The 24,729-nt window shown below is 71.5% G+C and carries 25 protein-coding genes; 8 read left to right on the forward strand and 17 right to left on the reverse strand.

Going from position 1 to position 24,729, the window contains the following annotated elements:
* Positions 1-76: 76 nt before the first annotated feature.
* The 7 genes from K1T34_RS51615 to K1T34_RS51645 form a co-directional block, all read right to left on the reverse strand.
* A complete protein-coding gene (locus K1T34_RS51615; protein ID WP_220242055.1) occupies positions 77-1,984 on the reverse strand; it encodes a molybdopterin biosynthesis protein in 1,908 nt (635 codons plus the stop codon).
* On the reverse strand, positions 1,981-3,201 hold the full coding sequence (glp, locus tag K1T34_RS51620) for a gephyrin-like molybdotransferase Glp (RefSeq protein ID WP_220242056.1): 1,221 nt from the start codon (positions 3,199-3,201) through the stop codon (positions 1,981-1,983). The genes K1T34_RS51615 and glp overlap by 4 nt, the downstream gene beginning before the upstream one ends.
* Positions 3,198-4,928: an NAD(P)H-dependent oxidoreductase subunit E gene (locus tag K1T34_RS51625; protein WP_220242057.1), complete on the reverse strand. Its 1,731-nt coding sequence runs from the start codon at positions 4,926-4,928 to the stop codon at positions 3,198-3,200. The genes glp and K1T34_RS51625 overlap by 4 nt, the downstream gene beginning before the upstream one ends.
* Entirely contained in the window at positions 4,925-7,879 is a 2,955-nt protein-coding gene (gene fdhF, locus K1T34_RS51630) for a formate dehydrogenase subunit alpha (protein WP_220242058.1), read from the reverse strand. Before fdhF ends, K1T34_RS51625 begins: the two co-directional genes overlap by 4 nt.
* A 53-nt stretch (positions 7,880-7,932) precedes the next feature.
* Positions 7,933-9,735, reverse strand: coding sequence for an aldehyde ferredoxin oxidoreductase family protein (locus K1T34_RS51635; protein WP_220242059.1), 1,803 nt, complete (start codon positions 9,733-9,735; stop codon positions 7,933-7,935).
* A 38-nt stretch (positions 9,736-9,773) separates the two neighbouring features.
* On the reverse strand, positions 9,774-10,622 hold the full coding sequence (locus tag K1T34_RS51640; RefSeq protein ID WP_220242060.1) for a molybdenum cofactor guanylyltransferase: 849 nt from the start codon (positions 10,620-10,622) through the stop codon (positions 9,774-9,776).
* A gap of 142 nt (positions 10,623-10,764) precedes the next feature.
* On the reverse strand, positions 10,765-11,850 hold the full coding sequence (locus K1T34_RS51645) for an ATP-binding cassette domain-containing protein (RefSeq protein ID WP_370643590.1): 1,086 nt from the start codon (positions 11,848-11,850) through the stop codon (positions 10,765-10,767).
* 122 nt (positions 11,851-11,972) lie between these two features.
* Here K1T34_RS51645 and K1T34_RS55055 point away from each other — a divergent pair, with 122 nt between their 5' ends.
* Together K1T34_RS55055 and K1T34_RS51655 are read left to right on the forward strand one after the other, a co-directional pair.
* Positions 11,973-12,254, forward strand: coding sequence for a hypothetical protein (locus K1T34_RS55055; protein WP_360586645.1), 282 nt, complete (start codon positions 11,973-11,975; stop codon positions 12,252-12,254).
* Positions 12,184-12,402: a hypothetical protein gene (locus K1T34_RS51655; protein WP_220247893.1), complete on the forward strand. Its 219-nt coding sequence runs from the start codon at positions 12,184-12,186 to the stop codon at positions 12,400-12,402. Before K1T34_RS55055 ends, K1T34_RS51655 begins: the two co-directional genes overlap by 71 nt.
* A 22-nt stretch (positions 12,403-12,424) precedes the next feature.
* Here the strand turns inward: K1T34_RS51655 and K1T34_RS54405 are convergent, their stop codons facing one another.
* A complete protein-coding gene (locus K1T34_RS54405) occupies positions 12,425-12,631 on the reverse strand; it encodes a hypothetical protein (RefSeq protein WP_255638887.1) in 207 nt (68 codons plus the stop codon).
* On the opposite strand from K1T34_RS54405, the gene K1T34_RS54410 reads away from it, so the two are divergent.
* A complete protein-coding gene (locus tag K1T34_RS54410) occupies positions 12,588-13,076 on the forward strand; it encodes an LLM class flavin-dependent oxidoreductase (protein ID WP_370643591.1) in 489 nt (162 codons plus the stop codon). The genes K1T34_RS54405 and K1T34_RS54410 overlap by 44 nt on opposite strands.
* Positions 13,077-13,217: 141 nt before the next feature.
* Here K1T34_RS54410 and K1T34_RS51665 read toward each other — a convergent pair whose 3' ends face one another.
* Genes K1T34_RS51665 through sigK form a run of 3 tightly spaced genes read right to left on the reverse strand, consistent with a single transcriptional unit; the run spans position 13,218 to position 14,754 of the window.
* Complete coding sequence (locus K1T34_RS51665) at positions 13,218-13,397, reverse strand: hypothetical protein (protein ID WP_220242063.1); 180 nt, start codon at positions 13,395-13,397, stop codon at positions 13,218-13,220.
* Between the two features lie 53 nt (positions 13,398-13,450).
* The gene (locus K1T34_RS51670; protein WP_220242064.1) at positions 13,451-14,215 is read right to left on the reverse strand and encodes an anti-sigma factor; all 765 of its coding nucleotides are present in this window, start codon (positions 14,213-14,215) and stop codon (positions 13,451-13,453) included.
* Complete coding sequence (sigK, locus tag K1T34_RS51675; RefSeq protein ID WP_370643592.1) at positions 14,212-14,754, reverse strand: ECF RNA polymerase sigma factor SigK; 543 nt, start codon at positions 14,752-14,754, stop codon at positions 14,212-14,214. Before sigK ends, K1T34_RS51670 begins: the two co-directional genes overlap by 4 nt.
* Before the next feature lie 219 nt (positions 14,755-14,973).
* On the opposite strand from sigK, the gene K1T34_RS51680 reads away from it, so the two are divergent.
* Positions 14,974-16,542: a molybdopterin-dependent oxidoreductase gene (locus K1T34_RS51680; RefSeq protein ID WP_220242066.1), complete on the forward strand. Its 1,569-nt coding sequence runs from the start codon at positions 14,974-14,976 to the stop codon at positions 16,540-16,542.
* A 133-nt stretch (positions 16,543-16,675) separates the two neighbouring features.
* On the forward strand, positions 16,676-17,347 hold the full coding sequence (locus K1T34_RS51685; RefSeq protein ID WP_220242067.1) for a fasciclin domain-containing protein: 672 nt from the start codon (positions 16,676-16,678) through the stop codon (positions 17,345-17,347).
* A gap of 121 nt (positions 17,348-17,468) precedes the next feature.
* Here the strand turns inward: K1T34_RS51685 and K1T34_RS51690 are convergent, their stop codons facing one another.
* From K1T34_RS51690 to K1T34_RS51700, 3 genes are all read right to left on the reverse strand, one after another.
* The gene (locus K1T34_RS51690) at positions 17,469-18,092 is read right to left on the reverse strand and encodes a dihydrofolate reductase family protein (RefSeq protein WP_220242068.1); all 624 of its coding nucleotides are present in this window, start codon (positions 18,090-18,092) and stop codon (positions 17,469-17,471) included.
* 73 nt (positions 18,093-18,165) lie between these two features.
* Positions 18,166-19,002, reverse strand: a complete 837-nt coding sequence (locus K1T34_RS51695; RefSeq protein ID WP_220242069.1) for an AraC family transcriptional regulator — start codon at positions 19,000-19,002, stop codon at positions 18,166-18,168.
* A 68-nt stretch (positions 19,003-19,070) separates the two neighbouring features.
* On the reverse strand, positions 19,071-19,904 hold the full coding sequence (locus K1T34_RS51700; RefSeq protein WP_220242070.1) for a helix-turn-helix transcriptional regulator: 834 nt from the start codon (positions 19,902-19,904) through the stop codon (positions 19,071-19,073).
* A gap of 145 nt (positions 19,905-20,049) precedes the next feature.
* Between K1T34_RS51700 and K1T34_RS51705 the strand changes: the two genes are divergently transcribed.
* Complete coding sequence (locus K1T34_RS51705) at positions 20,050-20,889, forward strand: SDR family NAD(P)-dependent oxidoreductase (protein ID WP_220242071.1); 840 nt, start codon at positions 20,050-20,052, stop codon at positions 20,887-20,889.
* Positions 20,890-21,090: 201 nt separating this feature from the next.
* On the opposite strand, the gene K1T34_RS51710 is transcribed toward K1T34_RS51705, so the two are convergent.
* A complete protein-coding gene (locus K1T34_RS51710) occupies positions 21,091-22,140 on the reverse strand; it encodes an aldo/keto reductase (RefSeq protein WP_220242072.1) in 1,050 nt (349 codons plus the stop codon).
* Positions 22,141-22,233: 93 nt separating this feature from the next.
* Between K1T34_RS51710 and K1T34_RS51715 the strand changes: the two genes are divergently transcribed.
* Both K1T34_RS51715 and K1T34_RS51720 read left to right on the forward strand, forming a co-directional pair.
* Positions 22,234-22,830, forward strand: coding sequence for a TetR/AcrR family transcriptional regulator (locus tag K1T34_RS51715; RefSeq protein WP_255638183.1), 597 nt, complete (start codon positions 22,234-22,236; stop codon positions 22,828-22,830).
* 181 nt (positions 22,831-23,011) lie between these two features.
* The gene (locus tag K1T34_RS51720) at positions 23,012-23,215 is read left to right on the forward strand and encodes a hypothetical protein (RefSeq protein ID WP_220242073.1); all 204 of its coding nucleotides are present in this window, start codon (positions 23,012-23,014) and stop codon (positions 23,213-23,215) included.
* Here K1T34_RS51720 and K1T34_RS51725 read toward each other — a convergent pair.
* Positions 23,196-24,098, reverse strand: a complete 903-nt coding sequence (locus K1T34_RS51725) for an LLM class flavin-dependent oxidoreductase (RefSeq protein ID WP_220242074.1) — start codon at positions 24,096-24,098, stop codon at positions 23,196-23,198. The two genes, K1T34_RS51720 and K1T34_RS51725, sit on opposite strands and share 20 nt — an antisense overlap.
* Positions 24,099-24,109: 11 nt before the next feature.
* Positions 24,110-24,697: an ABC transporter permease gene (locus K1T34_RS51730; RefSeq protein WP_220242075.1), complete on the reverse strand. Its 588-nt coding sequence runs from the start codon at positions 24,695-24,697 to the stop codon at positions 24,110-24,112.
* Positions 24,698-24,729 lie beyond the last annotated feature (32 nt).

Raw genomic sequence — 24,729 nt, forward strand, 5'->3', positions numbered from 1 at the left:
GCCCCGGCGCAAGACGCCGGAGAACGTCGTCGCTGCTTCAAAGGGTCCCCGAGCTCGCGGGTCGCAAAATCCTGAGTCAGCGGATACGTTCGCCGGTCTGAGCGCAGGAGTAGCCGCCGAGCCCCTCGACGCGTGTTCGGAAGCCCGGGTCCGCGAGCAGTGTCCACAGGGGAGCCAGCAGGTCGTGCGACACGTCCGCGGCGCGCATCACGAGATCGTAGGGTTCCTGCGCGACAGGCACGAAGTCGAGGCCGAAGGCTCGGGCCGCGGCGAGGATGCCCAGCCCCGTGTCGGCGCGGCCGGCGGAGACCGCGGCGGCGACCGCGAGGTGCGTGTGTTCCTCCCGGGCATAACCGGGGATGGCGGCGGGATCGATGCCGCGGCGGCCCAGTTCGTGGTCGAGCAGGGCGCGGGTGCCGGCGCCGCGCTGGCGGTTGACGTAGCGCACGCCGGGACGCGTGAGGTCGTCGACGTCCTTGAGGCCCAGCGGGTTTCCGGGCGCCACGAGAAGGCCTTGGTCGCGGTGGACGAGCCGGATCACCGCGGCGTCGTCGCCGAGCAACCGCTCCACATAGGGCAGGGTGTACTCGCCGGTGGCCGGGTCGAGCAGGTGCGAGCCGGCGAGGTGGCAGAGCCCGTCGCGCAGGGCGACCAGGCCGCCGAGCGAGCCGACGTTCGAGGACGCGAGCGTCACCAGCGGGTCGGTGGCGCGCAACGCCGAGGCCGCGAGGTCGAGGACGAGGTCGTGCGAGCCGATCGCGACGATGGTGCGGTCGATCTCGGCGAGCCCGCGCAGCAGTTCCACCCGGACCTCGGTGCCGGCGTGGTGTCCTTCGACGCCGGCCGGGACGACGAGCAGCCCGTCCGCGCGGACGAGGGAGGTGAGCACACCGGCACCGCGCGGGAGCGGGGTCGCGACGACGTGGTCCCGTACGCGGCCGAGGCGCACGCGCACCCAGTCGTCCATCCCGACCACCGACGGCAGTTTCCGGGCGAGCCGCGCGGTCGTCGAGGGCCGCTCGCGCGGTGCGGCACCTTCGAGCTCGGCCAGCAGGGGCGCGGCGAAGATGTCGAAGGTGAGAGCCGCGGAGACGGGATAGCCGGGGACACCGAGAATCGGCGTGCCCTTCTCGCCCGTCACCGTCCCGAGCACCACGGGATGCCCGGGCCGCACCGCGACTCCGTGCACGGCAACGGTTCCGGCTTCGGCGACGACGCGGGCGGTGTAGTCGTCGCGGCCCGCGCTGGATCCCGCGATGAGCATGACCAGGTCGGCTGCGCACGCGGCTGTGCGCACGGCGGCGGTGATGGCGGCCGGGTCGTCGGCGACGATGGCGGTGACCCGCGCGTCGCAGCCGGCCTCGCGGGCCTGCGCGGCCAACATGACCGAGTTGGTGTCGGCGATCTCGCCCGGCCGCAGCTCGGTCCCGATCGGCCGGATCTCGTCGCCGGTCGGGATGATCACCACGATCGGCGCCCGCCGCACGGACAGCTCGATGACGCCTGCGGCGGCACTGGCGGCGACGTCTACCGGGCGCAGCCGGTGGCCCTCCGGCAACAACAACTCGGCGGCGCTGATGTCCTCGCCGATGGAGCGCACGTGCTGGTACGGCGGCACCGCCGTGCGCAGTTCGGCACCGTCGAGTGTGTGGTGGACGTGTTCGCGCATGACCACCGCGTCGTACCCGGGCGGCAGCGGGTCGCCGGTGTCGACGACCTCGAAGTCCGTCACCACCACCGGCGTCGTCTCCGACGCCCCGACCGTGTCGGCCGCTCGCACGGCGATGCCGTCCATCCCGGACGAGTCGAACGCCGGCGAAGACCGTTGCGCCCACACCGGTTCCGCCGTGACCCGGCCCACCGCGGCACCGACGGGGACCCGGATCGCCTCGACCCGGGCCGGGCACCCGGCGGCGGCCCGCGCTTCCCGCCAGGCGTCGTGGGCCTGGGCGGCGGGGACGTCGGAGATGAACGGGCTGTTCATGCGTACAGCGTGACATCGACGTCCAGGCCGCCGTCCAGCCCGGTCGCCGGCTCCGGAATGACCACGTACCCGTCCGCCCGGGTCAGCACCGACAGCAGCGCCGACGGCCCGAACAGCGGCTCGGCGACGCCGTCACGTACGCGCACCTGCACCACGTCCAGCCGCCCGGCGGCCGAGGCCAGGTCTCGCGACAGCCGCGCCCGCGTCGACGGCCGGGCCGGCGGGATCTCGCAGCCGCTGAGCCGCCACAGCAGGGGAATCCCGATCTGCCCGAACACCACCAGCGCGGACAGCGGGTTGCCCGGCAGGCCGATCACCGGAACCCCGGCGCACTCGGCCAGCAGCGTGGGCTTCCCGGGCTTGATCGCCAGCCCGTGACACCACACCTCGCCGACCGCGGCGACGGCGCCCGCGGTCTCGTCCCGGGCCCCGACCGACGACCCGGCCGACACGACCACGAGATCCGCCCCGGGCAGGACCGAGGTCAGCTTGTCCTTCAACGCTCCGGGTTCGTCCGACACGATGCCGCCGGGCACGGGTTCACCACCGGCGTCGAGCACCAAGCCGGCCAACGCGGACGCCGTGGCATCACGCACCTGGCCCGCGCTCAGCGACGAGGTCTGCGGCGGAACCACTTCGTCGCCGGTGGAGATGATCACGACCCGCGGCCGTGCGTGCACCGACACGGTCACCACGCCGGCGGCGGCCAGCAGGCCCAGGTCCGGGGCACGCAGCGGCCGGCCACCCGGAACGAGCGACCCGCCGGCGGCCACGTCGTCGTCGGCGCGCACGAGCCCGCCGCCCGGCGCGACCGGCCGGGTGACCTCGATCGTGCCCGGCATGGTTTCGGCGGTGAACTCGACCATCACCACCGCGTCCGCCCCCTCGGGAAGCACGCCGCCGGTCGGAATCGCCACGCAGCCGCCCGGGTGCACGGGCACCGTGGGCGCCGCACCCATCCGCACCGCGCCGAGCAGGTCGAGGTAGGACGGCAGGCCGTCGGAGGCGCCGTAGGTGTCCGCCGCCCGGACCGCAAATCCGTCCACTGTGGACTTGACGAAGCCGGGCAGGGCGTGCGGCGACGGGATGTCCCCGGCCGGCACCCGGTGCAGTGCCGCCGCCAACGCAACCGTCTCGACCGCGGTGCGGTGCGAAGGGCGGAACCCCGCGAGGGCCTCGGCGACGGTGCGGGTGGTGAAGAACTCGCGTCCGCTCACCGATCCGGCTGGTCCTTCGCGCCTTCGGGCTTCGGGTGCGGACGGGCCGCGGCGCCGCCCTTGGCCAAGCCCAGCACGGACACCACGGGCCCGAGCGCGACCTGGCCGAGCCCGCAGATCGAGGTCTTGCGCATGGCCTCTTCGAGCTGCAGGACCTTCCCCCGTCCGGCGTCGTCCAGCTCGGAGCCCGAATCGAGCACACCACTCAGCAGCGTGTGCGCCTTGGTGGACCCGACCCGGCAGGGCACACACTTGCCGCACGACTCGTTGCGGAAGAACCGCAGCACGTTCGTCGACGCGGCCAGCAGGTCGGTGCCCTCCGCCAGCACCACCAGCGCGCCAGAACCGAGCATCGTGCCGGCCTCGGCCAGCGACGCGAAGTCCAGCCGCAGGTCGAGCCGGTCGGGACCGATGAAGTTGGACGACGCCCCGCCCGGCTGGACCGCGCCCACGGCCGCGCCGTCGAGCACGCCACCGGCGGTGTCGATCAGCTCCCGCACGGTGGTGCCCATCGGCACGCAATAGACACCCGGGCTGGTCACGTGCCCCGAAACGGCGAAGAACTTCCAGCCCGTCGAGTCGCCGACGCCCTGCGACTGCCACCAGTCCGCGCCCCGCTGCAGAATCACCGGCACGTCGGCGAAGGTTTCCACGGAGTTGATCAGCGTCGGGCGGCCGTGCAGGCCGTAGTTGCCCGGGAACGGCGGCTTGTTGCGGGGCTCGCCGCGGTGGCCCTCCATGCACTCGAGCAGCGCTGTCTCCTCGCCGAGGATGTAGCCGCCGGGCGAGACGAAGATGTCCAGCTCCAACCGGCGCCCGCTGCCGCACGCGTCCGGGCCGATCACCCCGGCCTCGCGCAGCGCATCGATCTCCTCGCGCAGCACGTGTTCCTCGGGGCCGTACTCGTGCCGGATGAACACCCAGCCCTGCTCGGCGCCGACCACCGCCATGCCCAGGAGCAGCCCTTCCAGCACCAGGTGCGGCTGCTCGGCGAGGATCTGCCGGTCCTTGAAGGTGCCCGGCTCGGACTCGTCGGCGTTACAGATCGCATACTTCACCGTGCCCGGCTGGGCACCCGCGACCAGGCTCCACTTCTGCCCGGTCGGGAACCCGGCGCCGCCCATGCCGCGCAGCCCGGAGTCTTTCAGCGTCGCCACCACGGCCTCGGGACTGATCTCACCGGCCAGCAACGCACGCAACGAGCGATAGCGATCGCCCACACCGGAGCCGCCCGGGTACGGGTCGTTCGGCCACGGTTCCTCGCGCCGCGCCGCCGACGCGTGCCCGACGCCCCCGCCGCGCGCGGCGGTGACCAAAGTGTCCACTTCGGACACCGGCGCCGGGTGCTCGTTCACCGCGGCCGCGGGCGCGGCGTCGCAGCGGCCCAGGCACGAGACCTCGACCAGCTCGACGTCGGTGTCTTCGCCGTACTGGCGCTTGATCGCCGCGATCCTGTCCTCGCCCGAGCGCAGCCAGCACGACAGGTCGTGACAGACGCTGATCTGCACCTTTTTCGGCGGCGTGGTGCGGAAGTGCGGGTAGAACGAGATCAGGCCCTCGATCTCGTAAAGGGGCCGGCGTACATCGCGCGCCAGCTCCTCCAGCTCCTCGCGCGGCAGCCAGCCCAGCCGCGCCTGGATCGCGTTCAGCGCGGGGATCAGCGACGGGCCGGGGAACTTGCCCGCCCGCGCCTCGACACCGGGTACCCGCTCGGGAATCAAGGTCATTCCGCGACTCCCACTGCCGTGACGGATTCCGTGTGCGCCGCGCCCAGGGCCTCGACCTGGATCGCGCAGAACTTGAACTCGGGGATCTTGCCGTACGGGTCGATCTCGTCGATGGTCAGCAGGTTCGCCGCCGCTTCCCGGAAGTGGAACGGGATGAAGCAGTTCCCGAGCTGTTCGCGGTGCGAGATCCGCACCTGCAGCTCGATCACCCCGCGCCGCGACCGCACGCGGGCCCGTTCACCGTGGGCCAAGCCGCGGTCGGCGGCGTCCTTCGGGTGCATGTACACCTCCGCAATCGGAGCGATCGAGTCCAGCGCGAACGAGCGCCGGGTCATCGACCCGGTGTGCCAGTGCTCCAGCAGCCGGCCGGTGTTGAGCACCAACGGGTACTCCGCGTCCGGGAGTTCCTTGGCGGGCAGCCAGTGCGCGGCGACGAGGTGGGCCAGGCCGTCGTCGGTGTTGAACCGCTCGTCGAACAGCACCACGGTGCCGTCGGAGTGCTCCGGATCGGCGTTGGGGTAGAGCTTGCCGGACAGGCCGAGGTTGTCGTGGCGCAGGTTCTTGTACGAGGGCATCAGCGCGACCATCTCGTCGAAGATCTCGCCGGGCGCCGAGTAGGTCCAGTCCAGGCCGATCCGCCGGGCGATGTCCTGCACGATCTCCCAGTCGACCCTCGCCTGCCCGGGTGGGTCCATGACCTTGCGGCCCAGTTGCACCCGCCGGTCGGTGTTGGTGTAGCTGCCGTCCTTTTCCAGGTACGACGACGCGGGCAGGATCACGTCGGCGAACTCGGCGGTCTCGGTGAGGAAGATGTCCTGCACGACCAGGAAGTCCAGCGCTGCCAACGCTTTGCGGACCTTGTTGATGTTCGGGTCGGACAGGAACGGGTTCTCCCCGAGCATGTACATCCCGCGCACGCCACCGGGTTTGAGCACGGAACCGATGATCTCGGTGACGGTCAGCCCGCGCTTCGGATCCAGCTCCGTGCCCCACGCCTGCTCGAACCGCTTCCGGGTGCCGTCGAGGTCCACACCCTGGTAGTCCGGGTAGAACATCGGGATCAGGCCCGCATCGGAGGCGCCCTGCACGTTGTTCTGGCCGCGCAACGGGTGCAGGCCGGCGCCGGGCCGCCCGACGTTGCCGGTGATCGAGCACAAGGCGATCAGGCAACGAGCGTTGTCGGTGCCGGTGGTGTGCTGGGAAATGCCCATGCCCCAGTAGATGACGCCCGCGCCCGCCTCGCCCCACTCGCGGGCGACCTCGCGGATCAGGTCCGCGTCCACGCCGGTGATCTGCGCGGCGCGCTCCGGCGGGTACTCGGCGACCGTGCGCGCGAGCTCTTCGTAGCCGGACACTCGCTCGGCGATGAACTCGCGGTCGATCAGGCCGAGGCGGATCACCTCGTACATGATCGAGTTGTAGAACGCAACGTCGGTGCCGGGCTTGACCTGGCAGTAGTAGTCGGCGTGCTCGGCCACCGTGCTGGCGCGCGGGTCCACGTACACGATCTTGGTGCCGCGGCGGCGGGCCTGCTTGAAGAACGAGCTGGCGACCGGGTGGTTCGCCGTCGGGTTGGACCCGGTGATGATCACGATGTCCGCGTTGGCCACGTCGCCGTAGGTCGTGGACACCGCGCCCGAGCCGACGCCCTCGAACAGCGCCGCGACCGACGACGCGTGACACAGCCGCGTGCAGTGGTCGACGTTGTTCGTGCCGAAACCGGCCCGGATCAGCTTCTGGAAGAGATAAGCCTCCTCGTTGGAGCACTTCGCTGAGCCGAACCCGGCGATCGCGCCCGGCCCGCCGGTCGCGTGGATCTCCTTGAGCCGCCGCGCGACCAGGTCGAGTGCCTCGTCCCAGGTCGCCTCGCGGAAGTGCGGCATGACCTCGTCGTAGTCGACGAGCCCGCCCGGCTTGCGCCGGCCGTCGCGCCCGCGTTTCTGGCTCCGGCCGCCACCGCTGCGGTTTCCACCGCCTCCACCGCGCCCGCGGTCGTTCTCGGCGTCACCCCGCACGTCCGCGGACAGCGGGCCCTTCGGGTACGACGAGTCGATGCGGATGAGCGGCGTGGTGAGCCGCTGTGGTGAGGCGGCGTAGTCCCAGCCGTAGCGGCCCTTCACGCACAGCCGGCTCTTCGACCCGGGCTGGTCCCGGCCTTCGGCGAAGGAGATCGCCCCACGGTCGCGGTCGACGTAGTAGGTCAGCGCGCAGCCGACCCCGCAGTAGGGGCAGACGCTGTCGACGGCGTCGAGCTGCTCGCGGGGCTGGATCGGGATGAGGTTGATCGCCTTGTTGGTCAGCGCACCGGTCGGGCAGGCCTGCACGCATTCACCGCACGTGACGCACGAGCTGGCGCCCATGGGGTCGTCGAGGTCGAAGGCGATCTTCGTCGAGTAGCCCTTGCCGGAGCGGCCGATCACGTCGTTGCCCTGGATGTCGTCGCAGGCCCGCACGCACCGGTCGCACAGGATGCAAGCGTCGTGATCGACGCTGATGACCGGGTTGGACAGGTCCGTGCCGCGCCCGGATCCGCACGGCAGGTCGGTGGTTTCCTTGGCGACGTCGAACCGGTCGGCCAGCTCGAGCAACAGGTTGTCGCCGGTCGTGGTCTGCTTGGGGTCCTCGGCGCGATCCGGCTGGTCCGACAGCAGCAGCTCGGTCAAGGTCGCGCGGTTGCGTTCGAGCTCGGGCGTACTGGTCTTGACTTCCATGCCGTCCTCGCACGGGCGCACGCACGCGGCGGCGAAGACCCGGCCGCCGGTGTCGACCACGCACATCCGACAGACGCCGACGGGGTCGTAGCGTTCGTTGTGGCACAGCACGGGAATGTCCACGCCGGCCTGCTGCGCCGCGTTGTAGATGCTGGTTCCCTCGGGCACCGTCACGGAGTGGCCGTCGATCGTCGTGGTCACCGTGCGCACCGCCGTGGCGGGCTCGTCGACTGTCGTCATCACTGACCTCCGTCGCAGGCGAGCGGATGCTGCATACAACATACCCTCGTAAGTCAGGCGTCGAGGAGAAGATCGGGAAGGTCGCTCGCGCGCACCCGGCCTTCCTCATCGAGCCCACGGGCAACGTAATAACTGTCGACCATGGCCTGCAACCGCTGAGCGGTCAACGTCGCGGAGCGGCCGGAAGGCAGTTCCAGCGGCGTTTCCAGCAGGCGGGGCGGCAGGGTGTCGTCCTTCGCGGTTGCCCCTTCGCGCTGGTTGAACGCCCGCTTCGCGCGCACGATCCGCGCGGCCGTGGTACGCAGCTCGGCTGAGTCCACCGGCCACCCGGTGACCAGGGACAACAGCGTGGCCCACTCGGTGAACGGATCCTCGAACACCCCGCGCAGGAACTTGCACAGGATCATCGAGTCCATCACCGCGGCCCGGTCCTCCGTGCCGATCGCCGCGCCGACGTGGGCCTCGCCGCCGCGGAACCGGTTCACCTCGCCCGAAAGGTCGGCTTCGTAGGCGCCGGACCGGTTGTGGTCGGCGCCGCGCGAGTTCACCGCCAGGCCCAGAGCCATCGACTGCAGGCTGCGCGGCTCGTAACCCGGCAGCTCCAGGCCCTTCACCTGCGGGGCGAAGCCGATCGAGCCGTGCCCGACGATCCCCGCGGCGCGCCGCGACCCCTGGGCCAGCAGCTCGCCCAGCCCTTCCTCACGGGTACCGATCGCCTCGAGTGCCCGCAGCAGGGCCGCGCCGTCGCCGAACTTCAGCCACGGCTCGTCGATCAGGCCGCGCTCGACGCACTCCATGGCCCACGCGATGGTGCCGCCGGCCGAGATCGTGTCCAGGCCCAGCTCGTCGCACTTCGCGCTGGCGGCGAACACGTCGTCAGGGTCGGAGACCCCGCACAGCGGGCCGAGGGCGAACACGTTCTCGTACTCCATCCGCTGGCTGCCGCCGCCCTTGCGGGAGTAGATGTGCTCGCACCCGATCGAGCAGGACGCGCAGCTGTTGCGGGCCACCCCGCGCAGCTCGTGCAGCTCCTCGGCGGCCAGCCTCGGCGCACCGTCGAAGGTCGCCGCGGTGAAGTTGCGGGTCGGCAGCGTGCTGACCGCGTTGAACGCCAGCAGGTTCGCCAGCGTGCCCAGTTCCCGGTACTTCGCCGTCGCCGGGCCGAAACTGCGCCGCCGCAGATCCTTCGCCGCGGCCAGCACCCCGGCCTGGTCCGCCACCGCCACCTTGGTCGCCGACCGCACGAGGACCGCCTTGATGTTCTTGGCTCCCAGCACCGCGCCGAGCCCACCTCGTCCGGCATGGCGGCCGTCGTGGCTGATCGTCGCGTAGCGGACCTGACGCTCCCCGGCCGGCCCGATCGCCGCCGTGCGCCAGCCGCGCCCGAACCGCTGCCGGGCCTGCGTTTCGGCGTCCGCCGCGGACAACCCGGCCAGCTCCGGCGCCGGTTCGAGCCGCACCCCGGCACCGTCGACGAGCAGCACCGACAATCGCGCCGCGCGGCCCCGGATGACGATCGCATCGTGCCCGGTCAGCTTCCCGGCGATCGCGAACTGGCTCGACGCCAGCGCGTCGGTCAGCAAGCCGGTCAACGGGGACTTGGCGACCACGGCGAACTTCGCGCTGGTGGTGAGCGGGGTGCCCACGAGAGACGAGAACACGAACGCCAACGGCGCTTCCGGCGCGAGCGGATCCACGCGTGGCGGCGCGAGCCGGTGCATCAGCCACGTACCCAGCCCGACACCGCCGAGGTACGCGCGCAGCACCCGCTCGTCCAGCTCGCACGTCTCACCGGTCGCCGTGTCGTCGCCGACGTTGACGACCAGTGCCCGTCCGAAAAAGCCTCCCGGCGTCATGCCCTGACTGTAGGCCCGTTCGGGCGGTTGTGGCGCGGTCAGCCGCCGGCGTCCGCCGACAGAAACGCCACCGAATCCCCTGTCACGAGTGGCATCAACGGATCCCGTGTGACCTGCTCACCGTTCACCGCGGCGACCACGTGCCGGTCCAGCGCCAGCCCGGCCAGCGCGGCCGCCGCACCCAACGTCGCCGCCCGGCCCGTACGCGGCCGATGCCCGTCCTTGCCCGCCAGCGCCCCGAACCGCTCGACCGTCACCTCCGGCGCCGGGCGACTCCGCACCTCGGCGTAGTCCTCCGGCGTGTTCACGTTGACCGCCGACTCCAGCCGCGGATCGAGCCGCGCCAAGTTACGGTCGTCGAGCAGCTGCGCGTCGTCGAGCTGGATGACGTCGCAGTGCTTGAACAACATCCCCGGCCTCAGGTTCCCCTCTCCGATCAGCCCGGTGATCAGCCCGGCCAGCGACGTCCGGTACCCGGCCGCCAGCGGCTGCCGGAATCCCCGAGCGAACGGCATGACCATGTCCGCGCCCGTCTCCGCCAGCCCGCGCAGCACCCGCCGCACCCACGCGGGATGCAGCAACGGCATGTCGGTAGAGCACACGAACGCGACCTCGGCCCGCTCCGCCACCGCTGCCAGCCCCGCCGCCACGCCCTGCATCGGCCCGAGGCCCTCGACCGGATCCTCGACTACCGCGACCCCCGCCGGCAGGTCGGGCAGCTCCTGCCCGGCAGCCGCGACGACCACGACCGGGCCGTCGATCGTCCGGCCCAGCACCGCGCACGTCCGGTACAGCAACGTCGAGCCGTGCCATTCCAAGCCCGCCTTGGGCCGGCCCATCCGCGATGAACGCCCTCCCGCCAGGACCACCCCCGCCTCGCTCTGCATCTGACGGAGGATAGCCGCGAGTCACGGACAGTGGCGAGAAACAACGGCCCGGCTGCGAGTGCCAGTCGGGTAGCCGCTCGCGCCGGCGGGCGATTCAAGAGTTACCCAGGCGGCCGACCTCGGCCGCCGTACACCGTGAGCATCACGGCGGTCCCGCGCTCCCGCCGTCACCGGCCGTCGCGAGCGGGTGCCGGTTGCCGGGGATCGCGGCGAGGAGTTCGCGGGTGTATTCGTGGCCCGGGTTGGTGAACAGGTCCTCGGTGGTGCCGGTTTCCACGATCCGCCCCTGACGCATCACAGCGACGTCATGGGCGATCTGGCGGACGACGGCGAGGTCGTGGGAGATGAACAGGTACGCGACACCGGTGTCGGCTTGGAGTTCGGCCAGCAGGTCGAGCACCTGGGCCTGCACGGAGACGTCGAGCGCCGACACGGGTTCGTCGCACACCACCAGGTCCGGGGACAGCGCGAGCGCCCGCGCGATGGCGACGCGCCGGCGTTGCCCGCCGGACAGTTCGGCCGGGCGGCGGGCGAGCATGGCCGCGGGGAGAGCGACGCGGTCGAGGAGATCGCGGGCGCGGGCGAGGCGGGAGCCACGATCACCGACGCCGAAGGCGCGCAACGGTTCGGTGATCACTTCGCCGATCGAGAACCGCGGATCCAGCGAGGCGTAGGGATTCTGGTAGATCAGCTGCGCCCGGCGGCGCAGCTGCCGCACCTCGGCTCCGCGCGCGGTGGTGACGTCGGCTCCGGCGAAACGGATCTCGCCGGCGGTCGCGTCGGTCAGGCGCAGCACCAGCCGGGCGGTGGTCGACTTGCCGGAGCCGGACTCGCCGACGAGAGCGAGCGTCCGGCCGCGGTGGAGGGTGAAGCTGACGTCGTCGACGGCCCGCAGTGTCCGCGCCCGACCCGAGACGCGCGGCAGCCGGAACTCCTTGACGGCGTTACGGACCTCGACCAGCGGAGCGGCATCGGCCGGCGCCGGTGCCGAGACGCGGGGATGGGCCGTGGTCAGGCTGGGCGCGCTGGCCAGCAACTGGCGCGTGTACTCGTGCCGTGGGTCGGCCAGCAGGCCGGCCGCGGGGCCGGTCTCGACCACCCGGCCCTCGGACATCACCACGATCCGGTCCGCGGCGACCCCGAGGTCGTGGGTGACCAGCAGCACCGCGGTCCCCGACTCCTCGGTCAGCCGCTGCAGGTGGTCGAGGATGACCCGTTGCACGGTCACGTCGAGCTCCCTGCTGGACACCGGCACCGCCGACTTCCACGGCGTTCCGGCTCACGGTCGCGCCGATCCTGCCCGTCACCGTGCCCGGCGCGCAACCGCGCGTACCGGTCCTCGTCGCCGCGATGGGGCCGGAAGCGCTGCGGGTCACCGGCGAACTGGCCGACGGCACGCTCCCCTACCTGGCCGCGCCACGCGTGCTCGGCGAGCACATCGTCCCCGCCATCACCAAGGCGGCCGATGAAGCCGGCCGCCCCGCACCGCGGATCGTCGCCTTCGTGGCCGGCACGGTGACCGGCGAACGCCGAGGAAGTCCGGGCGAAAGCGTTGCGGGACATGGCTTTCTACGATCAGGTCCCCTCCTACCAGCGGGTGGTGTCGCTGGCCGGCGCGCGGCACGCGGGTGAGCTCGCCGTCATCGGGGACGAATCCGCCGCCGCTGCGGTGCGCCGGTACTTCGACGCCGGGGCAACCGCAGTGGTGTTCACGCAGACCGATCTCGGCGGTCCCGAAGACCAGTCCCGGACCTTCGAAGTCCTCGGCGGCCTGGCCTGACCGCGGATGCCACTGCGGACAGTCACTCCGGCGCGGAGTAGTCCTGCACGATCCGCCGGAACGTCTCGCGCTCACGGCGTGACAGCGGCACGCTCGGCACATCGGCCGCCGCCGGGCGGGGCGCGGGCACGACGAATCCGAAGTCGAGCGGCGCGGACGGGGGTGCGAGCACCCAGCCGCAGCCGGTGACCGCTCGTGCCACTGCCCGGATCGCTCGCTTCATCGTCATCAGCCTCCCGCACCAGACCGGCCCTTCATTCTCGTCGCGGACGCGGCCGTGTCCAGCCCCGTCCACCCGGCGGGAGAACAAAACCGCCCACGGACGCGCCGCGTGGCTGGTCGGCGCGACCGCCCTGCCCGAGGCGCTGGCGACCGTCGGCCGGCCGCCGCTCGGGTCCGACGCGCTGAGGCGGGAAGTGACCGATGTCGTCGAGGTCGTCCGGCGGCTGTGGGACTCGTGGGAGGACGACGCGGTCATCAAGGACGTCGCGACCGGCCGCTACCTCGATCCCGGCAAAGTGCACCAAGTCGACTTCGACGGCGAGACCTTCTCGGTCAAAGGACCGCTGATCACCCCGCGCCCGCCCCAGGGCAGTCTCGTCGTGCTCGCACCCGACACCCTCGCCGACGCGGCCCGCCCCGATGCCGAGCGGTTACGGCGGCCGCCTTCATGAGCGGGGTTCGCCCGCCCGCCTGGTTGCTGGGGTGTGGGGTGCGGGCGTGTTCCGGACGGCGGGCGGTCCGGTTCGAGACGAAAGCCACCAGGCAGTTCGCGCGAGGAGATCGCGGGTGGCGAGAAGACCCTTCGCGTCCCGTCAGCCGGGGAGTGTGGCGGCGGTGACGACCGTGATCCGCGCGGATCCTCGGCGCAGCACCAGCCATCCGTCGGCCGCGCGCTCGATGTCGTAGCCCTCGGCGAGGTAGGAGTCCAGCTCGCGGGCCAGCTCGTTCCCGTCGGCGACGCGGTGGACCGGCTGGTACGCGTGCGCAGCCATGTGTTCTCCTCCACTGTGGACTTCCTGCTCCCGGGTACGAAGTGGACAGCAGCTCACCCGAGGTCGAACCGGAGCACCCCCGGAGTGGTGGGCCGGGGTGATCCCGTCGCGGGTTCGGTGGTGACGGCGATGTGGTCGACGTCGGCGGGCAGTGCGCTGACCAGCGCGCCGGCGTCCGGGCGGAGCAGGCCGGCCGACTGCGGGCCGCGCGGGCCGATCAGCCAGACCTGGTAGGCGTGCGCGGGGTCGAGCGCCGCGACGCCGTCGAGCGAGACCGCGACCTGTGCAACGCCGCGGGAGGCCTCGGCGGTACCGGTCCCACCGGTGGCCGCGTGCGCAGTGACGGTGACCGCGTCGGGTGCGGCGAGGATCCGCCCGTCGGCGGTCACGACCGTCGAGCCGCGGTCGCCGCCCGGGCCGCCGCCCAGCGTGATGCCCCCGACGACACCGGCGGCCACTGCCGCGACGGCGGCGACCGTGATCGCCGCCCGCGTTCGCCACCGACGAGGGACGCCGGTCGCGGGATGTGGTTCGTGGACGAGCGGTGGAGCCTGGCGCGTCGCCGCGATCCGCGCGAGCACGGCCGCGCGCACCCGGGCCGGCGGCTCGAGGTCGGCGGCTCGAGGTCGGCGGCTCGAGGTCGGCGGCTCGAGGTCGGCGGCGACGCCGAGCAGAGCCGCCACGGCCCGCAGCTCGCACACCTCCGGGGCGCAGACCTCGCAGTCGCGCAGGTGCCGTTCGAACTGCGCCCGCTCGAAGTCGCCGATGGCGTCGAGCACGTAGGCGCCGGTGAGGGCGTGGGTTTCGGCGACGGTCATGCTCGCGCTCCCAGGGCGTGCCGGAGGCGGAGGAGTCCGTCGCGCAGGCGTGACTTGACGGTGCTGACGGGGACGTCGAGGAGGTCGCCGACCTCGCGACAGGTGTACCCGTCGTAGTACGCGAGCTCGATCGAACGGCGCTGCAGGTCGGTGAGCGTGGCGAGCGCGGCCCGGACGTCGTCGCGTTCCAGGCGCAGCATCGTCTGCTCGGCGACCTCGTCGAAGTCCCGGCGCGGGTCCAGGCGGCCGGAGCGGGCCTCCCGGTCGGAGCCGGACTGCTCGGAACGCACGCGGTCGATCGCCCGCCGGTGCGCGATCGTCAGCGCCCACGACCGCACGTTCCCCCGTCCGGCCGTGAAAGTCGCGGCCTTGCGCCAGATCTCGAGCAACGTCACCTGCGCGACCTCCTCGGACTGCGCCCGGTCCCGCAGCACCCGCACCGCCATGCCCAGCACGGGGCCCGCGAGCTCGTCGTACAGCGCGGCGAACGCCGCCTCGTCCCCGAGCGCCACCCTCGCGAGCAGGGATTCGGGCGTCACCGGTTCCTCCACTGTGGATAGTGGCGGCGGTGTCCTCGTCAACGTCCCGGCGTGACCGGCCATGTCAGATCCCTCCCGGCCGAAGCGCCGAGAAAGCCGCCGGCACTCGGCCGGCGGGTCACCGGGTATTCGCCACCGGTTGCGCGGTGTATGACTGCCGATCGGAAACTCACCCGAGCAGATGCCCATCCGGAAGCCGCGCGGGGCCGAATGACCGGTATGGCCACCACCGAAGCCCCCGCCGTGCCGAGCGCCGCGCCCCCACGGCTACGCATCCCCTCCGCGGCGCTCTGCGGCGTGCTGGCTCTGTTCGCGGCGCTGGCGGCCGGGCACCTCGTCGCCGGGTTCATCAGCGTCAACGCCTCGCCCTACCTGGCCGTCGGCAACGGCGCGATCGACCTGACGCCGGTGGAGCTGAAGGACTTCGCGGTGCAGATGTTCGGCACCTACGACAAAGTCGTGCTGCTCGGCGGCATGGCCGCGGTGATGGTGGCCGCGGCCGCGGTCGCCGGGGTGCTGTCGCTGCGCTCGCCCCGGCCGGGTGTGGTCATCGTCGCCTTGTTCGGGCTGCTCGGCGGGTTCGCGGTGCACCAGCGGCCGGACCTGACCGCCGTGGCGCTGCTGGCGCCGGCGACGAGCCTGGTGGTGGGCGTGGCCGTTTTCCTGCTGCTGCACCGGATCGCGCCCCGCAAGAACCCGCCGGCCGAGCGGTCCGGGGGTACGTCGCGGCGGTCCTTTCTCCTCGGCGGGGCGGGTGCTCTCGTCGGGGCCGGGGTACTCGGCGGGGCCGGCCAGCTGGTCAGCGGCACCCGGGACGCGACGGCGTCGCGGGCGGCGATCGGTGCCCTCGTGCCCGCGAAATCCGCGCCCGCGATCCCGGCCGACGCCGACTTCGCCAAGCTGGGGACACCGACGTTCCTGACGCCCAACCCCAAGTTCTACAGGGTGGACACGGCGCTGTCAGTACCGCAGCTGCGCGCGGAGGACTGGAGCCTGCGCATCCACGGCATGGTGGAGCGCGAACTGCGTTACGGCTACTCCGACATCCGCAACCGCCCGCTGGTCGAACGCACGATCACCATGACCTGTGTGTCCAACGAGGTCGGTGGCGACTACGTGTCGACGTCCGACTTCATCGGGGTCGACCTGGCCGACCTGCTGGCCGAAGCCGGGGTGCGGCCGGGAGCGGAACAGCTGTTCTGCACGAGTGTCGACGGCTGGACCTCCGGCACCCCCGTGGCGGCGGCCCTGGATCGCGGCCGCGGCGCGATGCTCGCGATCGGGATGAACCGGGAACCGCTTCCGCTGGAACACGGATTTCCCGCACGGCTGGTCACGCCGGGGCTCTACGGCTACGTGTCGGCGACCAAGTGGGTCGTGGACATCGAGGTGACCACCTGGAAGGCCCGGCAGGCGTACTGGCTCAAACGCGGCTGGGGCGAGCAGGCACCGATCAAGACCGAATCACGCATCGACACCCCGAAGGGCTTCGACACCGTGCCGGCGGGCGCGGTGCGGCTGGCCGGTGTCGCGTGGTCGCAGCACAACGGCATCGCCGACGTCGAGATCAAAGTGGACAACAACCCGTGGCAACGGACCACCCTCTCGACCGAGGTCAACGTGAACACCTGGCGCATGTGGTGGACCCAGATCGCCGTGAAACCCGGCACCCACCAGGTGTTCGTCCGCGCCACCGACAAAACCGGCTACACCCAGACCGACGCGCGCGCCGGCACCGTCCCCGACGGCGCCACCGGCTGGCACTCCACCACGTTCATCGCGACCTGACCGGCTCACTCGAAAGAGTTGCCATCCGCACCAATCCTTTCCCCGACCGGCACCGAATCCCTCATGAGAAACACCCGCCGACCCCACTGCGGCCGGTCCTGGCACATCTGTCCACTGTGAACGGAGTTATCCCGTGAAATCCCTTCGTATCGCCGCAATCGGCGTCACCGCTGTCGCCGCCCTCGCCCTCGCCGCCTGTGGCAGCAGCACCGGCAGCGGCTCGTCCGGTGGCAGCGCCCCGGCACCCTCGTCGTCGGCTCCGATGTCGTCGAGCAACGACTCCGGCGCCTCCAACGGCATGACCACCAACGCCGACGTCTTCGGCCCGGCGTGTTCCCAGCTGCCGCAGGGCAACTCCCCCGGCTCGCTCGACTCCATGGGCCCACAGCCGGTCGCGTCGGCCGCGTCGACCAACCCGCTGCTGACCAAGCTGGTCGCCGCGGTCAAGGCCACCAACCTCGTCGACACGCTCAACAGCCAGCAGGCCATCACCGTCTTCGCCCCGGCCGACCCGGCGTTCAACGCCCTCGGCGACGCGAAGTTCACCGAACTGGCCCAGAACCCCGACCAGCTCGCGCCGATCCTGCAGTACCACGTCGTCGGCAAGCGCTACGACGCCAAGGGCCTCGCTGCCGCGGGCTCCGTCACCTCGCTCAACACCGCGGGCGGCCCGCTCAAGATCGAAGGCACCGGCGACGACATGACCGTCAACGGCGCCAAGATCCTCTGCGGCAACATCCCGACGAAGAACGCCACCGTCTTCGTCATCGACAAGGTCCTCACCCCGGGCACCAACAAGAACTGACCCCGAGGTCCCACGAGGACCCCTCCGGACGACGAGCCCGGCGTGCTTGCCCACAGGCCACGCCGGGCTCGTTGCGGTCTCCAAGTCCCCTGCCTCGCCTGGCCGGCCACAGTGGACGGCGTCAGCGGCGCACCTTGAATCCGAGGTGCAGCACCCCGTCGCCCTGGATGACGACGTGGGGATCCTCCAGCAGGTACTGGCCGTCGATGCCGCCGAAGTAGCGTTTGCCCGACCCGAAGACCACCGGCACCACGTCCATCGCCACTTCGTCCACGAGGCCGGCCGCGAGGATCTGGCCGCCCACGTCGCCGGCGTTCACCGCGACGGTCCGCTCGCCGGCGAGCTCCTGGGCCTTGTCGATCGCGGCCGCCACACCGCCGACGAAGTGGTACGACGCCTCGGGGTGCCAGCCCTCGGGCTTGGGCCGGTGCGACACGACGACCACGTGGTCGCCCGCGGGCGGCTTGCCCTCCCAGCCGTTCACGAGGTCGAACAGGTGGCGGCCCATCACGATCACGCCGATCTTCTCCCACATCGACCGGACGTAGTCCGCTGAAGCGCTGGAGACCTTGAAGGCGTTTCCGGCTCCGGAATGGTCGAAGTCCTGCTCACCCTGCCGGCCGGGGCGTTCGATGATCGGGTTGTCCCCGTTGAAGTACCATTCGTGGAGTGGGCCGACGTCGTCCTTGTCGTCGGCGATGAAGCCGTCCACCGACGCCACGTTGTGCATGATCACCGTGCCCACCAGTACTCCTCGGATCTCCTCGCGCGGATGCCCCGATCCTGCCGTCCCCGGTGGGCGACGGGCTTGTAAAAATTCACTCGGCGGGCATCGGGCCGCTGTCCGGCGGGAACCCTTCCTCGGCCGGCAATCGGCGCCGCAGGGTCAGGTATCCGGTCGGCGTGTGCCCGGTGAAGTCCTTGAACTCCTTGCTGAAGTGGGCCTGGTCGAAGTAGCCCGCCCGGTGCGCGAGGTCCGGCCAGTCGACCGGCCCCCGCGCGTCGACAGACAGGATCAGCCGCGCGAAGCGGTAGATCCGCGCCACCCGCTTCGGGGTGAGCCCGACATGGGACTTGAACTGCGCGGCCAGGTGATTGCCGCTGACGCCGGCGGCATCGCTGAGCGCACCGACCGGGATCGTGCCGTGGGCGGTCTCCAGCCACCTGCCGGTGTGCTGGACCAGGTCGAGACCGCGCGGGGCGGTCTCGGCCAGCCGCGCACGCAGCTCCGCCTCCACGACCCGCAGCGCCTCCGCGGCCGAAGTGAGGTCGCCGAGCCGGTTGCGCAGCCGACCCGCGGACCGCGGCCACACGGCGTCGGCCGGCACCCAGCGGTCCCGCAGCTCGGTCGCCGCCACGTCGACGAACGGCGAAATCCCCCACGGCTTGAAGTGCACCCCGACCAGCCGCACCCAGCCGGGGTACTCGACGACGAACCGCCTCGTCCGCACTCCCGTGAACAGCCCACCGGCCACCAGCACAGGCGGCGCGTCGGAATCGCGCACCACGAACGGTCCGCCCAAGTTGACGAACAAATGCGCCGACGGCATCGGGGGCACGGTCATCCGGCGATGGCGCGGCACCCCGGTCAGGCAGTAGATGTCGTCGATGAACCGGTCCAGCGGCGGCGCGGGCACCCGGCCGACGTAGTCCATCGGCTCAGTGTGGCCGAGGAGGGTTCAGATGGCGAGGAGTGTCGACGCCGACGCTGACCGGCCGGTCGTCAGCGGTCCTGGCCGGCCTGGAGTACGCCGAGAAGCGCGAGGCGGTCGGCCGTGTCCGTGCCGGGTACGGGCACGAAGAGCGCCAGGATCTGCGACCGGTTCTCCTCCAGGAGCGCTTGGCAGTCGAGCTCCAGGACGCCGGTTTCGGGGTGCAGGATGCGTTTGCGGCGGCTGCGCAGCACCGCGACGTCGTGCGCGGACCACAGCTCGGCGAACTCCGTGCTGTCCCGCAGCAGCTGGTCGACCAGTGCCCGTGCTCGTGCGTCGCCTCGGCGCACGAGTGCGGCGCGCAGGTCCGCGGCCAGCAGCCGGGACTCCTGGGCCCGGTCTTCGAGCGGGTACGCGGCCCGGGCGTCCTCCGACGTGAACCACCGGTACACGAGGCTGCGGTCCGGCCCGTCGCGCCGGGTGTGGTCGCCGAAGACGGCGGTGGCGAGCGCGTTCTGCGCCAGGACCTCGCCGAGGTCGGTCATCACCTGTGCCGGCATGTCGTGCAGGCGATCCAGCAGGCCGAGGAGCACGGGGGAAACGTGGTCGTCGGTCGAAAGCCGGTCGGGCGCGGTGTGCCCGGCGAGCCGGAACAGGTGGTCCCGCTCGTCCAGCGTCAGGCGCAGCGCGCGGGTCAGGCCGCGCAGTACCGACGACGTCGGTTTCGGGGCGCGGGCCTGTTCCAAGCGGGTGTAGTAGTCGGTGGAGATGCCCGCGCGCGAGGCCACCTCCTCCCGGCGCAGGCCGGGCGTGCGGCGCCGCGTCGAGGACGTGACCCCCACCTCGCCCGGGGTGAGCGCCTCGCGTCGCACCCGCAGGAAGTGGGAGAGCTGTGCGGAGTCCATCGGCCCAGTGTCGCTGCGGAAGCCCCGGTCAGCCAGGGACTGCCTGTCCCTGGGAAGAGCTCGCTCTGCCTACGTGGCCGCCCGCGCCGGAATGTGGTGGGTGAGGGGCCGGAACCACCGGCTTCCCACGACAGAGGAGCACGTGATGACCGAACAAGGCCCGAAGACCTGGTTTCTGACCGGGGCGTCGCGGGGGCTTGGCGCTTCGTGGGCGCGGGCCGCGCTGGGGCGCGGCGACCGGCTCGCGGCGACGGCCCGGGATGCCGCGTCGCTGAAGCCGCTCGTCGACGCCTACGGCGACCAGGTGCTTCCGCTGGGGTTCGATGTCGCGGACGCGACGGCCGTCCGTGAAGCCGTGGCCGCGGCCGAGGCGCACTTCGGTGGCATCGACGTGCTGGTGAACAACGCCGGGCACATGCTCGTCGGCGCCGTGGAGGAAGCGACGGACGAGCAGGTCCGCGAGCAGATGGAGACGAACTACTTCGGTGCGATGTGGACCACCCGCGCCGTCCTGCCGGGCATGCGTGCCCGCGGCGGAGGCCGGATCCTCCAGGTTTCCTCGCTCGGCGGAGTTGTCGCCTACCCGGCGCTCGGTCTCTACCACGCGTCGAAGTGGGCGCTGGAGGCGGTGAGCCAGTCGCTCGCGGCGGAGGTCGCCCCCTACAACATCAAGGTGACGCTCATCGAGCCGATCGTCTTCCAGACCGGCTTGGCCGCCAACTCCCCGCAGACCCAGCCCGACGACGCCTACGCCCACATTCGCGAAGCGCACGACGACAGGGCCACGCATTTCGTCCCCGGCGACATCGAAGCCACCGGCCAGGCCGTGCTCGAACTCGCCGACGCCGAGGAACCGCCCTTGCGGGTGCTGTTCGGCACGGGCGGCCTGGACCTGGTCCGCGCGGAGTACGCGCGCCGCCTCGAGGGCTGGGAGAAGTGGGACGGTCTCTCGCGTGCCGCTCACGGCTCAGCAGCCGGCTCTTGACCGGTACTGCGGCGCCAGGCTTTCCCACCGGGACCTGGGATCGGCACCGCTCTGGTACCGCCGGATTCCCGCGGCCTCGTTCGACGTCGCTGATGTCCTTGCAGAACAACGACCCGTGTTCGGTGGCGAGCGTCTGAACGGCGAGTCCTCGGTCCGGGTGTGTCGCTTGTGGACCTGCTCTGCCGAACACCGGCCGGCCGGCTACGACAGGGCCATGCCGGGCACCCGCGCGCGGATGGCGTCGAGCTCGGCCTCGTCGGAGATGCCCTGCCAGTCGTGGCGGGGGGTGTAGGGGGTGATGAGCGAGCGAACCTCGTCGTCGGTGAGGACGACGTCCAGGGAGGCCACTGCGTCGTCGATCTGCTGCACCGACCCGGCACCGACGAGCGGGGCGGTCACCACCGGCTGGCGGTGCAGCCAGGCCAGGGCGATCTGCGCGCGGCTCACGCCGTGTGCGGCGGCCACCTTGCCGACGGCGTCCGCGATCGCGCGGTTCGACGCCTCTTCGGCGGGCGAGTAGAGCAGGTCGGCGAAGTCGCCGTCGGTCGCGGCCCGGGCGGTTGCCTTCGCGTCGTCCCAGGCGCGGGCGAGGCGGCCTCGCGCCAGTGGGCTCCAGATGATCGTGCCGACACCTTCGTCCAGGCACAGCGGGATCATCTCGCGCTCCTCCTCGCGCTGCAGCAGGTTGTAGTGGTCCTGCATCGACACGAACCGCGCCCACCCGTGCTCGCGCTGCAGGTGCAGGGCCTTCGCGAATTCCCAGGCGTGCATGGAGGACGCGCCGAGGTAGCGCACCTTGCCCAGCTTCACGAGGTCGCCGAGGGCCTCGAGGGTCTCCTCCAGCGGCGTCGCGTGGTCGTTGCGGTGCACTTGGTACAGGTCGATGTAGTCGGTGCCGAGCCGCCGCAGCGAGTGGTCGACCTCGGACATGATCGCCTTGCGCGAGAGCCCCCTGCCGTTGGGACCGGGACGCATCGGGTGGCGCAGCTTGGTGGCGATGACGACGTCGTCACGATCCGCGAAGTCCTTCAGCGCGCGTCCGAGGATCTCTTCGCTGGACCCGTTCGAGTACATGTTGGCGGTGTCGAAGAAGTTGATGCCCGCCTCGAGCGCGTGCTTGATCAGCGGGCGGGCGTCCTGCTCGCCCAGGGACCAGACGGGATGGCCGCGGTCCGGCTCGCCGTAGGTCATCGCGCCGATCGCGATGGGCGAGACGTCGAGGCCGGTGGTGCCGAGCTTCACATAACGCATGGGGAGTGTCTCCTGTCGAGGAAAACTCGCGGAGGATCCTCCGCAAGTACCTCCGAAACTAGCGGAGGATTCTCCGCGAGTCAAAGGTGGGGCATGATCGCAGACATGACCGACGGGACGCCGAGCACCTACGGCACACAGCGCAAAGCGGCCGCGCGCAACCGGGTCGCGATCATCGAAGCCGCGCACGAGCTGTTCGCGCAGAACCCCCTCGTGCCGCTGAGCGAGGTCGCCAAGCGCGCCGGCGTCGGCGCCGGGACGCTCTACCGCCACTTCCCCACCCGCGAGGACCTGATCCTGGCGGCCTACCAGCACGACATCGACCGCCTCACCACCACCGCCGACGAGGTGCTGGCCCGCCAGCCGTCGGCGAAGGCCGCCTTCATCGAGTGGTTCGAGACGCTCGCCGCGTACATCCGCATCAAGCACGGCCTCGGCGACGCGCTGCACAGCGCCGCCGCCCAGGACCTGATCACCGCCTCCTGGGCCCCGGCCACCGCGGCGGTGACCAAGCTCGTCGACGCGTGCGTCGCGGAGGGCACCATCGCCCCGGGTCACGACCCGGCGGACATCATCCTGCTGATGAGCTTCCTCTGGCGGGTCCCGAACAACGACGCCGGTGCGGCCCAGGGGCGGCGGCTTGTGGCGGCGGTTTTCTCGGGGTTGCAGGCGCCGCCGCAGGCGGTTTGAGGCGGCGATTTCCGGGCGCGCAGCCGCGCTGGTCGGACGGCAGCGTCGAAGAGCGATTCGCCAAGGTATTTCGCCACGGGACCGGTCGACGCCGGGAAGTACGAAGGAGTAGCCGCCGCCGAAGGGCCGTTCCAGGTCTGCGCCGCCGACGCTCAACAAGCCCGGGGTCACGATGCAGGAAATGGTCAAGACTGCGCCGCCAGAAAACGCTTTCTCCAAGGGTTCGAGCACGAGCACGCCGCTCGCCTCCGAGGTGAGGGAAAACCTTGCGGTCGCCCAGCCGGGCCAGGAGCGTTTTTCCCGCGGGCAAACGAAGGTGATCACCAAAAACCCGCCGAAGTCGTTTCAGGGCAACGGCGTGACGGTCACCTCAAGGCCGGGATGATCTCCTTCGCGATCACGTCCGCGTGCCGGGCCTGGTCGTACAGCGGGGTGAACAGGATGAGCTCGGCGCCGGCGTCGATCACCTCGCGGAGGGCGCGGACGCAGTCGTCCGGGGTGCCGGCGATCGCGGCCGCTTCGATGGCGGGCGGGAGGGCGCCGTAGAGCGCGGTGAGCTCGGCGTTGACGCGTTCCCGGGCGCGTGCGGCGTCGGCTTCGACCGCGAGGTAGACGCGTTTGGCGATCTCGAAGTCCGGGCGATCGCCTTGCGCCCGGACGAATCGCACCTGCTCGGCGAAGTCGGCCGTCGGGGTCGAGCCCGCGCCGAAGAATCCCGTGCCCAGGTCGAGGGCGCGCCTCAGCGCCTTCGGCCCGCTGCCGCCGAACCACAGCGGCGGGTGCGGCTTCTGAACCGGGCGGGGTGTGATCGTCGCGCCGGACAGCTGCCAGAACTCGCCGTCGTGGTCGACGCTGTCCTGTGTCCACAGCTGTTTGAGGAGCTCGACGCCTTCGGTGAACCGGGCCAGGTAGCGCTCGGGCCGCATGCCGAACGCCGGGAACGGCCGGTTCTTGCCGCCGGAGCCGACGCCGACCTCGAGCCGGCCCCGCGACAGCTGGTCGAGGCTGCTGGTGCTCTTCGCCAGCTGCGCGGGGATGTGCAGCGTGGACACGAACACCGTGCAGCCCAGGCGCAGGGTGTCGGTGCACGCGGCGGCGAACGTCATCGCCTCCATCGGGCTCAGCTGCGGGCGCCTGCCGAACACGGCCTCCTGCGTCCACGCGCTGTGGAAGCCCGCCTCCTGCGCGCGCACCAGGTAGTCCCGGAACGCACCAGGATCGAACGAGCCGTCGGAGTAGTACTGCGGAATCGCGATCGCGTACCTCATGATCACCGATCCTACGGCCACCGAGCGCCCCAGGTGCCCGAACGCAGCGTCTCGACCGGTTCCATGCGCGCCGCCCGCATCGCCGGGTACAGGCCGGCGAGCAGCCCGACCAGCGCACCCGTCACCGGTGCGCCCGCGGCGAGGGACAGGTCCAGCACCGGGGTCCAGCCGTTCACCGCGGAGACGACCACCACGGCGATGATCCCCGCGCTGCTGCCGAGCAGCCCCACGGTCACCGATACCACGAGGAACTGGGCCGCGATGTGCCGGCGGCGCGCGCCGAGCGAGCGGCGGAGGCCGATCTCGCCGACGCGTTCCAGCACGGTCACCAGGGTGACGTCGGCGATGCCGATCGCGCCGACCACCAGGGAGACCAGCCCGAGCACCACGAACAGGCCGTTGATGTCGTGCTCGACGCCGCCCCGCAGACTCGCCGGGTCCGGCGGCGCCAGGACCTGCAGCGAGTCGTGTCCGTTGGGGCTCAACGCGATCGGCGCCTGGCGGGCGATCAGGCTCGCCGCGCCGAGGTCCGTGCGGATGAGGACCTTCGTCGGCGCGCCGGCCGCCAGCCGGTCGGCCGCCGTGGTGTACGGGAGCACGACGGAGGTGTCCAGCGCGCGATCCAGGTCCA

Origin of the sequence: Amycolatopsis sp. DSM 110486 (assembly GCF_019468465.1) — a bacterium.
In the GTDB taxonomy this organism is placed as follows: Bacteria; Actinomycetota; Actinomycetes; order Mycobacteriales; family Pseudonocardiaceae; genus Amycolatopsis.

Excerpts from the sequence above, each read along its gene's own strand:
- K1T34_RS54405 (WP_255638887.1), bottom strand. The coding sequence starts at position 12,631 with ATGACGATGAAGCGAGCGATCCGGGCAGTGGCACGAGCGGTCACCGGC.
- K1T34_RS51695 (WP_220242069.1), bottom strand. The coding sequence starts at position 19,002 with ATGGACTACGTCGGCCGGGTGCCCGCGCCGCCGCTGGACCGGTTCATC.
- K1T34_RS51710 (WP_220242072.1), bottom strand. The coding sequence starts at position 22,140 with ATGCGTTATGTGAAGCTCGGCACCACCGGCCTCGACGTCTCGCCCATC.
- K1T34_RS51640 (WP_220242060.1), bottom strand. The coding sequence starts at position 10,622 with ATGCAGAGCGAGGCGGGGGTGGTCCTGGCGGGAGGGCGTTCATCGCGG.
- K1T34_RS51615 (WP_220242055.1), bottom strand. The coding sequence starts at position 1,984 with ATGAACAGCCCGTTCATCTCCGACGTCCCCGCCGCCCAGGCCCACGAC.
- K1T34_RS51680 (WP_220242066.1), top strand. The coding sequence starts at position 14,974 with ATGGCCACCACCGAAGCCCCCGCCGTGCCGAGCGCCGCGCCCCCACGG.
- K1T34_RS51670 (WP_220242064.1), bottom strand. The coding sequence starts at position 14,215 with ATGACCGTCGCCGAAACCCACGCCCTCACCGGCGCCTACGTGCTCGAC.
- K1T34_RS51725 (WP_220242074.1), bottom strand. The coding sequence starts at position 24,098 with ATGAGGTACGCGATCGCGATTCCGCAGTACTACTCCGACGGCTCGTTC.
- K1T34_RS51635 (WP_220242059.1), bottom strand. The coding sequence starts at position 9,735 with ATGACGCCGGGAGGCTTTTTCGGACGGGCACTGGTCGTCAACGTCGGC.
- K1T34_RS51625 (WP_220242057.1), bottom strand. The coding sequence starts at position 4,928 with ATGACCTTGATTCCCGAGCGGGTACCCGGTGTCGAGGCGCGGGCGGGC.
- K1T34_RS51665 (WP_220242063.1), bottom strand. The coding sequence starts at position 13,397 with ATGGCTGCGCACGCGTACCAGCCGGTCCACCGCGTCGCCGACGGGAAC.
- fdhF (WP_220242058.1), bottom strand. The coding sequence starts at position 7,879 with ATGACGACAGTCGACGAGCCCGCCACGGCGGTGCGCACGGTGACCACG.
- K1T34_RS51705 (WP_220242071.1), top strand. The coding sequence starts at position 20,050 with ATGACCGAACAAGGCCCGAAGACCTGGTTTCTGACCGGGGCGTCGCGG.
- K1T34_RS55055 (WP_360586645.1), top strand. The coding sequence starts at position 11,973 with ATGGGGCCGGAAGCGCTGCGGGTCACCGGCGAACTGGCCGACGGCACG.
- K1T34_RS51700 (WP_220242070.1), bottom strand. The coding sequence starts at position 19,904 with ATGGACTCCGCACAGCTCTCCCACTTCCTGCGGGTGCGACGCGAGGCG.
- K1T34_RS51720 (WP_220242073.1), top strand. The coding sequence starts at position 23,012 with ATGGTCAAGACTGCGCCGCCAGAAAACGCTTTCTCCAAGGGTTCGAGC.
- K1T34_RS51715 (WP_255638183.1), top strand. The coding sequence starts at position 22,234 with ATGATCGCAGACATGACCGACGGGACGCCGAGCACCTACGGCACACAG.
- K1T34_RS51655 (WP_220247893.1), top strand. The coding sequence starts at position 12,184 with ATGGCTTTCTACGATCAGGTCCCCTCCTACCAGCGGGTGGTGTCGCTG.